Raw genomic sequence first — 12,857 nt, 5'->3', positions numbered from 1 at the left:
AAAACGGCCAAGCGATGGAACGGCAACGTGTTTGGCGTGCGGGTTTCCATCACTCTTGCTCCTCAATGGTCGGCTGCCGGAAATCAATAACTTGGCATAATTTGTGCCGACAAAATGCGCGCAGAGTATAGGGGCGGTTCAGCCCCTATTCAACTGCCGGGTAGTGTTTTCCGATCGCGCGCTACATAAGCAAATGTTTCAGCGGATGTGGGCAAGGACGCCTTGAAGCTCATCGAGTGAGTTATATCCGATGACCAATTGCCCTTTGCCTTTCTTGCCGTGACGAATTTGCACCGCAGAACCTAGGCGCTCGGCCAGGCGCTGCTCGAGGCGAGCGATGTCCGGATCAGGTTTGGCTGTTTCGACCGGTGCAGGTTTGCCGCTGAGCCACTGGCGAACCAGGGCTTCGGTCTGACGAACGGTGAGCCCCCGTGCGACAACGTGTCGCGCCCCTTCAACCTGTTGATTTTCCGGCAAACCGAGCAAAGCACGGGCGTGACCCATTTCCAGGTCGCCGTGGGACAACATGGTTTTGATGACTTCCGGCAACGCGATCAGGCGCAGCAAGTTCGACACCGTCACGCGGGATTTACCCACCGCGTCGGCCACTTGTTGCTGGGTCAGCTGGAACTCATGCTGCAAACGCTGCAACGCGATCGCTTCTTCGATCGGGTTGAGGTCCTCACGCTGGATGTTCTCGATCAACGCCATGGCAATGGCGGTTTCGTCAGGCACATCGCGCACCATTGCCGGAATGGTTTCCTTGCCGGCCTGCTGGCTGGCGCGCCAGCGGCGTTCACCGGCGATGATTTCAAAGCGCCCGCCACCGATCGGGCGGACCACGATCGGCTGCATCACGCCCTGAGCCTTGATCGAGTTCGCCAGTTCTTCCAGCGCCTGAGGATCCATGTCCCGACGTGGCTGGTATTTGCCGCGCTGGATCAGGTCCAGGGGCAGGTGCTGCAGCTCGCGCTCGTCGGCCTGCACCGCTTGTTCTTCAAGCGATGTGACGGTCGGACCACTCAGGAGTGCATCCAGTCCACGTCCGAGACCTCGTTTCTTGACGGCCATGGGGATTCCTTAAGTTGGCTGGGCTGCAGCGGTGCGTGAGTTGCGGCGTTGACGGCGAACCATCTCGCCGGCCAGCGCCAGGTAGGCAATGGCACCGCGCGATGATTTGTCGTACGCCAAAGCCGGCATGCCGTAACTCGGCGCTTCGGCCAGGCGGATGTTGCGCGGAATCACGGTGTCGTAGAGCTGCTCGCCAAAGTGTTCCTTGAGCTGCGCCGACACATCGTTCATCAGGCTCAGGCGCGGATCGTACATCGTGCGCAACAAGCCTTCGATCTGCAGGTTCGGGTTGAGCAACTCGGCGATACGTTTGATGTTATCCACAAGGTCACTCAAGCCTTCCAGCGCGAAGTACTCGCACTGCATGGGGATAATCACCCCATCGGCGGCCACCAGCGCGTTCAGTGTCAGCATCGAGAGCGACGGCGGGCAGTCGATCAAAATATAATCGTAGTTTTCGCGGATCGGCGCCAACGCGCTGCGCAGACGGCTTTCTTTCATCTGCATTTCCAGCAGCACTACTTCTGCCGCGGTTAAATCGCGGTTGGCCGGCAGCAGTTGGTAACCGCCGTGCTCGGAGTAGTGCATGGCCTGGCCCAAGTCACATTCGCCGATCAGCAAATCGTAAACCGAGTTTTCCAGGCCGTGCTTATCCACACCGCTACCCATGGTGGCGTTGCCCTGTGGATCGAGATCGATCAACAGCACCCGACGCTTGGTGGCGACCAGGGATGCTGCGAGGTTGATGCAGGTGGTGGTTTTGCCCACGCCACCTTTCTGGTTCGCTATCGCGAATACCTTAGCCATTCTTGCTTGTGTTCCCAATCATGCCGTGCGGCGCAGTATCAGCAGATGGCGTTGACCTTGGCAACCGGGTACGGCCAAGGCGTGTTCGCTATCGAGGTGGAAGTCTGCCGGCAATGCTAACAGCTCATCGCTTGGATGGACGCCCTTCATTGCCAGCCAGCGGGTGTCGCGGTCGCCCAGGTGACGCGTCCAGTTGCTGAAGTTCTCCATGCTGCTGAAGGCCCGGGAAACAATTCCATTGAAGGGCTGTTCAGGCGTGAAGTCTTCGACTCGGCTGTGGATAACGTGCAGGTTCTCCAGCTTCAACTCGAGTTTTACCTGGGTCAGGAAGCGGGTTTTCTTGCCGTTGCTGTCCAAGCACGTCACTTGAGACTCTGGAAACAGAATGGCCAACGGGATGCCAGGCATGCCGCCGCCACTGCCGACGTCGAGCCAGCGGCCGTTTTCGATAAACGGCATCACGCTCAAGCTGTCGAGCAAATGCCGAGAAACCATTTCGTCCGGATTGCGCACGGCGGTGAGGTTGTAAGCCTTGTTCCACTTGATCAACAGGGCCAGGTAGCCCAGCAACAATTCGTGCTGGGCTGCACTCAGGTCGACGCCCAACTGGCGTGCACCTGTGGATAACTCTTCGGCGTGTTGCGAGGTAACAGACGAACTCAAGCGCTTTGCTCCAACTGACGGCCCGCGCCGCGTTTTTTCAAATGAATCATCAACAGCGAAATGGCTGCCGGGGTGACGCCTGGGATGCGCGAAGCCTGGCCCAATGTTTCCGGGCGAGTTATCCCCAGCTTGCTTTGAATTTCTTTCGACAGACCCGAGATGCCGGTGTAATCGATATCCACAGGCAACCGGGTATCTTCACTGGCGCGCAGCCGCGCGATCTCATCTTGCTGACGATCAATGTAACCGGCGTATTTGGTCTTGATTTCAACCTGCTCGGCGACCTGCGGGTCTTGTGCACCGTGGCCTGTCACTTCGACGAGACCAGCGTAGTCGATTTCCGGACGCGACAGCAGGTTCAGCAAGTTGTATTCGTGGGTCAGCGGTGTGCCGAATTTTTCTGCAATGGCATCGCCCTGCTCGGTACCCGGGCGAACCCAGGTGCTTTTCAGGCGTTGCTCTTCGAGCGTGATGCTTTCGCGTTTTTTGCAGAAGGCTTCCCAACGCGCGTCATCGACCAACCCCAACTCGCGACCTTTTTCGGTCAAGCGCAGGTCGGCGTTGTCTTCGCGCAGGATCAGGCGGTATTCCGCTCGGGAAGTGAACATCCGATACGGTTCCTGGGTGCCCAGGGTAATCAGGTCGTCAACCAACACGCCGATATACGCTTCATCGCGACGCGGGCACCAACTGTCTTTGCCCTGCGCGCGCAGCGCTGCGTTGGTTCCGGCCAGCAAACCCTGGGCGCCGGCTTCTTCGTAACCGGTGGTGCCGTTGATTTGCCCGGCAAAGAACAAGCCGCCAATCACTTTGGTTTCCAGGCTGTATTTCAAGTCGCGCGGGTCGAAGTAGTCGTACTCGATGGCGTAGCCCGGGCGCACGATGTGGGCGTTTTCCATGCCGCGAATCGATTGCACGATCTGGATTTGCACGTCGAATGGCAAGGAAGTGGAAATTCCGTTCGGGTAAAGCTCATGGGTGGTCAAGCCTTCGGGCTCGATGAAGACCTGGTGGCTTTCCTTGTCGGCAAAGCGGTGGATCTTGTCTTCGATCGACGGGCAATACCGCGGGCCGATGCCCTCGATTACCCCGGAATACATCGGCGAACGGTCGAGGTTCGCGGCAATGATTTCGTGGGTGCGGGCATTGGTGTGGGTAATCCAGCAGCTGACCTGTTTCGGATGCTGCTCCTTGGAGCCCATGAACGACATCACCGGAATCGGTGTATCGCCAGCTTGTTCGGTCATTACCGAGAAATCCACAGAACGCCCGTCGATACGCGGTGGGGTCCCGGTTTTCAGGCGGCCGACACGCAGCGGCAGTTCACGCAGGCGTTTTGCCAAGGCAATCGAGGGCGGATCACCTGCGCGGCCACCGGAATAGTTCTGCATGCCGATGTGGATAAGTCCGCCGAGGAACGTACCGGTGGTCAACACCACCGAGTCCGCGAGAAAACGCAGTCCCATTTGGGTGACAACACCACGTACCTGGTCCTGTTCGACGATCAGGTCATCTGCCGCTTGCTGAAATATCCACAGGTTCGGCTGGTTTTCCAGGGTTTCGCGCACTGCCGCCTTGTACAGGATGCGGTCGGCCTGTGCCCGAGTGGCACGCACGGCCGGGCCTTTGCGGCTGTTGAGCACGCGAAACTGGATACCACCCTTGTCGGTAGCCATAGCCATCACGCCACCGAGGGCGTCGATTTCTTTGACCAGATGGCTTTTGCCGATCCCGCCAATGGCCGGGTTGCAACTCATTGCACCGAGGGTTTCCACGTTATGCGTCAGCAACAGGGTTTTTACGCCCATGCGTGCTGATGCCAGTGCTGCCTCGGTACCGGCATGACCGCCGCCGATGACGATCACTTCAAAACGGGAAGGGAAATCCACCACGCACCTCGTGCCTGCTTATGTAGGTAATCAGGAATTGTTTGTTGAAAGGGTTTTCGAGCCAAGGCGGCAAGTATAGGGACTTCGCCCTTCCTAAAGAACCCTTTGCACAAAATTTAACCAGCTGTGGATGAATCAAAGACAATAGAAATTAAAAGAGAGAAATCTATTAAATCTTTATTTTTATGTTTATTTCTACTGAGCCTGTTTTCTGTGGATAGATCTCTACAGGCCCTTATTTACAATGTGTACAGCGATTCAAAAGTCTGTGGTCATGTGCCGATAAGGCACTTGGATAAGTGCCCTAAGCCTGTGGATTAAACAGGTGGTTATCCACAGGCGGGTTTTTACTCAGGTTTCAAGCCCTGTTATCAACTGGGCACAGGGGCGGTTATTCACAGGGCTTAATCCACAGAAATACGTGATACGACGTGAATTTCGCCCTCGTCGAGGCCACACGAATGCTTCAACTCGTGTGAAAGCGCAGTAAGTAGAGATCTATTGTGAGAAAACAGCAGGGCAGTTAATAATAGCGATTATCATTAACCTGATTCGTCATGCCCTATGTCTCCTCCTTCACACACGGCTGTGGTCCAGAACATCTACGAGCAGCACCATTCCTGGTTGCAGGGTTGGCTCAAAGGTAAGCTGCATAACGCCTGCGATGCCGCCGATGTGGCGCACGATACGTTCGTGCGCATCCTGGGCGGGCGGCATGCGGCGCAGATTGTTGAACCACGCGACTATCTTGCGACCATCGCCAGAGGTTTGGTAATTGACCGTTATCGCCGGCATGCCATCGAGCAGGCATACAAACAAACCCTGGCAGATCGGCCTGAAGCCACCGCCATCAGTGAAGAAGACAAGGCAATCATCATCGAGACCCTGGTGGCTGTGGATAAAGCCCTGTCCGGGCTCGGCGAGCGGGCGCGACGCATCTTCATGTTGTCGCAGATCGAGGGGCTGACTTATCAACAGATCGCCGATCAACTGCAGGTGTCATTGACCACCGTGAAGAAGCACATGATCCGGGCGTTGACTGAATGCTCGCTGATCATGGCCAGCCTCTGATGGCTACTCCCGATCGCAAAACCTTCGAAACGGCTGCCAGTTGGTATGTACAGTTTCAGTCCCAACCACCCACGGCCGTAGAACGCCAGGCCTGGCAGCAGTGGCTCAATGGTGATCCGTCCCATCAGGCCGCGTGGAACCAGATGGAACAGTTGCAGCGCAGCCTTGGCGCCCTGCCCCAGGATTTCACCCGCCGCGCTTTATCGACCACGCAACAACGTCGCCAGGTACTGAAGTGGATGCTGGTGCTGGGCGGTACCGGTTACCTGGGATGGAATGTTCAGAAACACACGCCCCTGGGAACTGTATGGGCCGACTACAGGACATCGGTGGGCGAACGTCGGCGTATTGAGTTGGCCGACGGCACGCGGCTTGATCTCAATACCAGCACGGCGATTGATGTGGTCTTCGATGGGCGCCAGCGTTCAATCCGCCTGCGCGAAGGTGAAGTACTTATCCACACCGGAAAGTTTGGTGGGCAGACGCCCTTTTATGTCGAAACCCGCCAGGGCCGGGTACAGGCATTGGGAACCCGGTTTACCGTGCGCCAGCTCGCGGACACCACGCGCGTGGGGGTACTTGAGGATCGGGTGAGCGTGGCGCCAGGTGACCAGCCCAACCACGGGCGCCTGCTCGGAGCTGGTGAAAGCGCTGATTTTGATCGGCAACATGTGGGGCCAAACCTTGCGTATCGCGGTTCCCAGGCTGCCTGGGTCGATGGCCAACTGATCGTATTGGATGCTCCGCTCGGCGCTGTGCTCGACGAGCTAGCCCGGTATCGCCCGGGTGTAGTGCACTGCGATCGGGCTTCGGCACGTCTGCGCGTTTCCGGCACTTTGCGCCTGGATTCTACGGATGCGGTGTTGGCTAATCTGCAAGCGACCTTGCCGATCCAGGTGAAGTATTTCACTCGCTACTGGGTTTCGGTGACCCGGATCGGCTGACTAAAAAAATTATCCACACGGGGTTATCTTTTTTTTGCCTGGCGCGGCCCTACGGGTAATTACGACGCAACCTTCAGGGCTTACCCACCTATGCGCCTCCCAACCAAGTTTCGCCAGCGGCTTTCCTATCACGGTTTGACCGGCAGCTTACTGCTCAGTACCGCTGCCACGACCAGTGTTTTGCTATCCACCGGCGTCATGGCCGCCAGCACAGTGCAACACTACGCCATCGCGGCCGGCCCGCTGGACAATGCCTTGAGCCAATTTGCGGCCAGGGCGAATGTGATTCTGTCTTTTTCGCCCCAGCAAACCACGCGTTTGACCACGCCGGGGCTGGAAGGTGACTATTCGGTAGACCAAGGCTTTGCGCTACTGCTGCAAAACTCGGGGTTGCAGGCGATCGCCCAGGCGCCCGGCAGTTACGTGCTGCAGGCCGCGCCCAGCGGTGAAATCACGCTTGCGCCCACCACGGTAAGCACTTATCAACAGGACGGATTCAATCAGGAAATCGCTGGCGATGTAGGCTACAAGGCGCAAAACAGCCGCATCGGCACCAAGACCAGCACGCCCTTGTCGGAAACACCGCGTTCGGTATCGGTCGTCACCGGCCAACGCATCAAAGACCAGAAGTCGCAGACGCTGACTGAAGTGCTGGGCTATGTGCCGGGTATCTTCGCCCCACCTTTTGCAGCGGGCGACGGCTTGGCGGGTGATCTTTTCTTTATCCGCGGTTTCAATGCGACCGATTACGGCTATGGCCTGCTGCGCGATGGCCTACGTGTTCAAGGTAATCGGTACGACACCACGAGCGAGCCTTACGGACTGGAGAGGGTCGAGGTTTTCCGTGGCCCTTCTTCGCTGCTCTACGGTGAAAACGCCCCCGGCGGCTTGGTGAACCTGGTCAGTAAACACCCTACGGCGGCACCTCAAGGCGAGGTCCAGCTGGGCTACGGCTCAAACAATCGACGTCAGGTGGGTGTGGATATCTCTGGCCCGCTCAGTGAAAGCGAGAACATACTTGGGCGGGTGGTGATGCTCGGTCGCAAGTCTGACACGCAAACCGATCACGTCCCGGACGACCGACTCTACATCGCCCCCTCCCTGACGCTGAATTTCGACGACTACAACACGCTCACGCTGTTGGCCAATTACCAGAAGGACCACACCAACCTCGAACTTGGCCTACCAGCCGCTGGCACCTTGCTTACAAATCCCAACGGCAAGCTGTCCAAGCACACCATGCTCGGTAACCCGGATTGGAACACCTTCGAACGCGAAAGCTGGAGCACCGGCTACGAGTTCAGTCACAGCTTCAACGACGATTGGCAATTGCGTCAGAACTCACGCTACATGCAGTCTCGCATCAACCGTCATGAAACCTGGCCTGGCGCGTTGAATAACCGTGGCTTCGGCACCCAACTGAACATGACCGCCTACGACCGCTATAACAAGTCGATGGTTTACTCCCTGGATAACCAGCTGGAAGGCAAATTCCAGGTCGGCGGCCTGGAAAATACTGTGCTGTTCGGCGCGAGCTATGACCGCACCTCGTTCAACCAGGATTGGGACGCAGGTTCTGCCGGCACCATCAATGTGTATAACCCCGTGTATCTGCGAGACCCGCTTACCCCTATCGCGGTGCAAAACACCTTGCTCGAACAACAGATGAAAGGGGTTTATGCACAGATCCAGAGCAAGTATGACCACTGGCTGTTTTTGCTCGGCGGTCGGCAGGACTGGGTCGACAGCGATTTTCGCGACAAGGTGAACAAGGCCAGTAACACAAGCTCCGAGGACCGCAAGTTCACCTACCAGGGCGGGGTGATGTATCAATTCGACAACGGCCTCACGCCGTATGTCAGCTATTCCACCGCGTTCGTCCCGGTGCAGCAAATCTCCAACGCCGGTTCACCGTTGAAGCCGATCACCAGCAGCCAATACGAAGTGGGTGTGAAATACGAGCCGATCGGCTGGGACACGGCGATGACGGTGTCGGTGTATGACTTGCGCAAGCAGGACGATACTTATCTCGATGCCACCACCAACAGCTATCGCCAGGTGGGCGAAAGCCGGGCCAAGGGCGTGGAAGTTGAGGTAAACAGCAACGTTACGCCCAACCTGAATGTGACTGCGGCCTACACCTACACTGACGCGCGGATTACAAAGGATTCGGCTACATCGCTGGTTGAGGGGCACCAGATGACTGGCGTTCCGCGTAATCAGGCTTCGGTGTGGGGCAAGTACCGTTTTCTTGATGGTCAACTCAAGGGACTGTCCCTGGGTGGCGGTGTGCGTTACTTCGACAGTACGTTTTCCTACACGGCCCCCAGCTTATACGGGAAGCTGGATGCGGGCAGCGTGACACTGGTGGACGCGGCTGTTGGCTATCAAATCGATAAACACTGGTCGGTCGATTTAAACGCCAAGAACCTCTTCGACAAGGAATATGTATCTGGTTGCAACGATGCGGGCCGTTGCTACTGGGGTGACAGCCGTACCTTGCTCGGTACGGTGTCCTACAACTGGTGAGGCATTGTGGATAACTCGGTTATTTACCAATGCAAAAGCTGGAGAAGATCCGGCCCAACAAATCATCGGAGCTGAATGCGCCGGTGATTTCCCCCAACAGCTGCTGCGCCTGACGTAAATCTTCAGCCAGCAGCTCCCCTGCTCCCGCCAGGGTCAATTGTGCCCGGCCGTGCTCCAACGCTGCGCTCGCATGGCGCAACGCCTCCAGGTGCCTGCGGCGAGCACTGAAGCTGCTTTCCGAGGTCTGTTCGTAGCCCATGCAGGCTTTGAGGTGTTCGCGCAGCAACTCCAGGCCATCGCCCGCCGACTTTGCACTCAGGCTGATGGTGACATGGCCCTCCGTGCTGGTTTGCATCGCAATGGCTTCCCCCGTCAAGTCGGCCTTGTTGCGAATCAAGGTGACCTTGGCCGGGTCTGGCCGTTGTTCGAGGAATTCAGGCCACAGGGCAAAAGGATCCTCAGCCTCCGGTGCCGTGGCATCCACTACCAGCAGCACACGGTCCGCCTCGCTGATGGCCTTGAGCGCTCGCTCGACGCCGATCTTTTCGACCTGGTCATCGGTATCTCGCAAACCGGCAGTGTCGACCACGTGCAGCGGCATGCCGTCGATGTGGATATGTTCGCGCAGGATATCCCGTGTAGTGCCGGCAATCTCGGTAACGATGGCAGCTTCGCGACCTGCCAGGGCATTGAGCAGGCTCGATTTGCCGGCATTGGGTCGCCCGGCGATCACCACCGTCATGCCATCGCGCAGCAAGGCTCCCTGCCCAGCCTCACGCAGCACTGTGGATAACTCATCGCGGACTTTATCCAGCATCGCCAGCACGTGGCCATCGGCAAGAAAGTCGATTTCCTCCTCCGGAAAATCAATTGCCGCTTCCACATAGATGCGCAGGCTGATCAGTTGCTCGGTGAGGTTATGCACACGCAGTGAAAACGCACCCTGTAGTGAGCGCAACGCATTACGCGCAGCCTGTGCAGAACTCGCCTCGATCAGATCAGCGATGGCCTCGGCCTGAGCGAGGTCGAGCTTGTCGTTGAGGAAGGCGCGTTCGCTGAATTCGCCCGGGCGCGCCAGGCGACAGCCCAGTTGCAGGCAACGCTGCAGCAACATGTCCAGCACGACAGGGCCGCCATGGCCCTGCAGTTCCAGCACATCTTCACCGGTGAAGGAGTTGGGTCCCGGGAAATACAGGGCCAGGCCTTCGTCCAGAACGCTTTCGTCAGCATCCAAAAACGGACCGTAATGGGCATACCGCGGTTTGAGTTCGCGACCGCTGATAGCTTTAGCCGCCACGCCGGCGAGAGGCCCGGAAATTCGAACGATACCGACACCGCCGCGACCTTGAGCGGTAGCGACAGCAGCGATGGTTTCACGAGGAGCGCTCATCAGCAGGTTCCAAAACAAAAGTGACGGAAAGCAAAACGCCCCACTAGGGGGCGTCTTGAGTGGTTATCCACAGAGTAAATTACGCCTCGGCTTTTTTGGTAGCCGCTTCGATTTTACGTGTGATGTACCACTGTTGGGAGATCGACAGGCAGTTGTTGACCACCCAGTACAGCACCAGACCAGCCGGGAACCACAGGAAGAAGAAGGTGAAGATGATTGGCATCATTTTCATTACCTTGGCCTGCATCGGGTCCGGCGGAGTCGGGTTCAAGCGCTGCTGGATGAACATGGTCGCGCCCATGATGATCGGCAGGATAAAGAACGGGTCTTTGATCGACAGGTCAGTTATCCACAGCATGAACGGCGCTTGACGCATTTCCACGCTTTCCAGGAGTACCCAGTAAAGCGACAGGAATACCGGCATCTGCACCAGAATCGGCAAGCATCCACCCAGCGGGTTGATCTTCTCTTTCTTGTACAGCTCCATCATGGCCTGCGACATTTTCTGCCGGTCATCACCATGTTGCTCTTTCAACGCGGCCAGTTTCGGCGCAACGGCACGCATGCGCGCCATCGACTTGTAGCTGGCTGCCGACAGAGGGAAGAAGATCCCTTTGATCAGCATGGTCAGGAAGATGATCGAGAAACCCCAGTTACCGACGATGCTGTGGATATGTTGCAGCAGCCAGAAAATCGGCTGGGCAATGAACCACAGAATGCCGTAGTCCACAGTCAGTTCCAGACCTGGGGACAACTCTTTCAGCACGGCCTGGCTTTTTGGGCCTGCATACAGAGTGGCGCTGGTTTCAGCCTTGGCACCTGGGGCGACGGTCAACGCCGGGCCAGTAAAACCAATGATGTAGTTGCCTTGGCTGTCTTTGCGGGTTTGAACCAGGTTGGCATCACCCTTGTTCGGGATCCATGCGGTCACGAAGTAGTGTTGCAACCAGGCTACCCAACCGCCTTGTACCGTTTCTTTCAGCGCGCCCTTGTCGATATCTTTCATCGACACTTTTTTGTACGGCTCACTACTTGTCCACAGGGCAGCGCCCAGATAAGTCGCGGTGCCGGTGGCAGTGCTGGAAGAAGGATCGGCGCTGTTATCACGCTTGAGCTGGGCAAACAGGTTGCCGCTCCACGGTTTGTCGCTTTCGTTGTCGATCAGGTAAGTGACCTTCAAGTCGTACAAACCACGGGTGAAGCTGAAACGCTTGATGTAGTTGACGCCGTCGAGGCTGAATTTCAGGTCGACATTCAACTGGTTCTGGCCATCGGCCAGTTGGTAAGTCTTCTGTTCGGTCGAATAAACCGGACGACCGGTAGCACGCGCATCCGGACCGTTGGTACCGGTCAGGCCACTTTGTGCCAGATAAGTACGTTCACCACCGTTATCGAACAGTTGGAACGGAACATCCGGGTGGTCTTGGCGACGTGGATACAGCGGCAGCTTCAGCTGGGCGATATCACCACCTTGTGGATCGATAGCCAGGTCGAGCACATCCGTTTTCACGTGGATGAGGTCTTTGTTGGTAACAACTGGCGTTTCTAAAGGGGTGCTTGTCTCGCCATTCGCGCTGGGAACATCGGCACTCGCGGACGCATTGTTACCCAGCGGGGTGTCCGGAATAGCCGGCGCAGCCTGATTGGTAGCAACATTCTGAGTCGGCAGGGCAGCCTGGCCATAGTCCTGGTTCCACTTAAGAACCATAACGTAGGACACGATTGCCAGGGCGACGATCAGGATCGTGCGTTTAATATCCATGATTACTCGGCCATCGAAGAAGAACGGGAGGTAGGGATAGGTGGAACCGGGTCATAACCACCGGGATTCCACGGATGACAGCGACCTAAACGACGAAAGGCCAGCCAGCCACCGCGCAGAAGACCATGATTTTCTATGGCCTCTAACGCGTAGCAGGAACAACTGGGGTAGAAACGACAGTGATTGGCCATCAGAGGACTAATGGCATAGCGATAAAACTGGATCGGAACGAGTGCCAGTTTACGCATCGGTACTGTCTACCCCTACAGGTTCGGTGCTGACTGCTGGTGCTGGCTTGTTGGTACGCGCCAGACGTTTCCAGAGCTTGCCGAAATGCTGAATCAATTCGGGGTTTTCTACATCACCCAAGCCTTTGCGCGCGACGATAACAATATCCCAACCAACCAGAGTGTCCTGGTGGAGGCGAAACGATTCGCGCATCAGACGCTTGAGGCGATTGCGCTCAACGGAGAGCTTTACGCTCTTCTTGCCGATCACCAACCCGAGACGGGGGTGATCAAGATCGTTGTTACGCGCAAGGAGCAGGAGATTTTTCCCCGGAACCTTGCCGGTGGGGGAGTCAAAGACTGCCTTGAAATGCCGGGGGGTTAGCAGACGCTTTTCCCGACTGAAGTCCTGACTCACCACCAGTACCGGATTATCAAACTGCCAGACGCGCACGACCTTTGGCGCGGCGACGCGACAGGACAGCACGGCCGTTCTTGGTGGCC

Annotated in this window: 12 protein-coding genes; 3 read left to right on the top strand and 9 right to left on the bottom strand. The window is 57.2% G+C overall.

Going from position 1 to position 12,857, the window contains the following annotated elements; genetic code table 11:
• Positions 1 to 198: 198 nt before the first annotated feature.
• From ACP7A2_RS10305 to mnmG, 4 genes are read right to left on the bottom strand one after another with little or no spacing between them, the layout of a single operon-like run.
• Positions 199 to 1,071 (bottom strand): ParB/RepB/Spo0J family partition protein, encoded by an 873-nt coding sequence (locus ACP7A2_RS10305; protein ID WP_375065807.1) that lies wholly within the window; start codon positions 1,069 to 1,071, stop codon positions 199 to 201.
• A gap of 9 nt (positions 1,072 to 1,080) precedes the next feature.
• Positions 1,081 to 1,878, bottom strand: coding sequence for a ParA family protein (locus tag ACP7A2_RS10300; RefSeq protein WP_375065809.1), 798 nt, complete (start codon positions 1,876 to 1,878; stop codon positions 1,081 to 1,083).
• A gap of 18 nt (positions 1,879 to 1,896) precedes the next feature.
• On the bottom strand, positions 1,897 to 2,541 hold the full coding sequence (gene rsmG / locus ACP7A2_RS10295) for a 16S rRNA (guanine(527)-N(7))-methyltransferase RsmG (RefSeq protein WP_375065811.1): 645 nt from the start codon (positions 2,539 to 2,541) through the stop codon (positions 1,897 to 1,899).
• Positions 2,538 to 4,430, bottom strand: a complete 1,893-nt coding sequence (gene mnmG / locus ACP7A2_RS10290) for a tRNA uridine-5-carboxymethylaminomethyl(34) synthesis enzyme MnmG (protein ID WP_426134105.1) — start codon at positions 4,428 to 4,430, stop codon at positions 2,538 to 2,540. Before mnmG ends, rsmG begins: the two co-directional genes overlap by 4 nt.
• A gap of 564 nt (positions 4,431 to 4,994) precedes the next feature.
• Between mnmG and ACP7A2_RS10285 the strand changes: the two genes are divergently transcribed.
• From ACP7A2_RS10285 to ACP7A2_RS10275, 3 genes are all read left to right on the top strand, one after another.
• A complete protein-coding gene (locus tag ACP7A2_RS10285; RefSeq protein ID WP_348061893.1) occupies positions 4,995 to 5,501 on the top strand; it encodes a sigma-70 family RNA polymerase sigma factor in 507 nt (168 codons plus the stop codon).
• Positions 5,501 to 6,445, top strand: a complete 945-nt coding sequence (locus tag ACP7A2_RS10280) for a FecR domain-containing protein (protein ID WP_426134104.1) — start codon at positions 5,501 to 5,503, stop codon at positions 6,443 to 6,445. The genes ACP7A2_RS10285 and ACP7A2_RS10280 overlap by 1 nt, the downstream gene beginning before the upstream one ends.
• A 90-nt stretch (positions 6,446 to 6,535) precedes the next feature.
• Positions 6,536 to 8,974, top strand: a complete 2,439-nt coding sequence (locus ACP7A2_RS10275) for a TonB-dependent siderophore receptor (RefSeq protein WP_426134103.1) — start codon at positions 6,536 to 6,538, stop codon at positions 8,972 to 8,974.
• Between the two features lie 19 nt (positions 8,975 to 8,993).
• Here ACP7A2_RS10275 and mnmE read toward each other — a convergent pair whose 3' ends face one another.
• The 5 genes from mnmE to ACP7A2_RS10250 all read right to left on the bottom strand — a co-directional run.
• Positions 8,994 to 10,364 carry a tRNA uridine-5-carboxymethylaminomethyl(34) synthesis GTPase MnmE gene (gene mnmE / locus ACP7A2_RS10270; RefSeq protein ID WP_426134102.1) on the bottom strand — a complete coding sequence of 457 codons (1,371 nt, stop codon included), beginning with the start codon at positions 10,362 to 10,364 and terminating at the stop codon, positions 8,994 to 8,996.
• A gap of 79 nt (positions 10,365 to 10,443) precedes the next feature.
• Positions 10,444 to 12,126, bottom strand: a complete 1,683-nt coding sequence (yidC, locus tag ACP7A2_RS10265; protein WP_426134101.1) for a membrane protein insertase YidC — start codon at positions 12,124 to 12,126, stop codon at positions 10,444 to 10,446.
• Between the two features lie 2 nt (positions 12,127 to 12,128).
• Complete coding sequence (gene yidD / locus ACP7A2_RS10260) at positions 12,129 to 12,374, bottom strand: membrane protein insertion efficiency factor YidD (RefSeq protein ID WP_077430980.1); 246 nt, start codon at positions 12,372 to 12,374, stop codon at positions 12,129 to 12,131.
• Positions 12,367 to 12,771 carry a ribonuclease P protein component gene (gene rnpA, locus ACP7A2_RS10255; RefSeq protein ID WP_375065964.1) on the bottom strand — a complete coding sequence of 135 codons (405 nt, stop codon included), beginning with the start codon at positions 12,769 to 12,771 and terminating at the stop codon, positions 12,367 to 12,369. Before rnpA ends, yidD begins: the two co-directional genes overlap by 8 nt.
• 16 nt (positions 12,772 to 12,787) lie before the next feature.
• Positions 12,788 to 12,857 (bottom strand): 50S ribosomal protein L34 (locus ACP7A2_RS10250; protein WP_426134107.1); only part of this gene is annotated, 70 nt, incomplete at its 5' end.

Source organism: Pseudomonas sp. PWP3-1b2, assembly GCF_049896045.1.
Lineage (GTDB): Bacteria > Pseudomonadota > Gammaproteobacteria > Pseudomonadales > Pseudomonadaceae > Aquipseudomonas > Aquipseudomonas antarctica_B.
The sequence above is the reverse complement of the archived record's forward strand: the minus strand, read 5'-3'. Positions and strand labels throughout refer to the sequence as shown.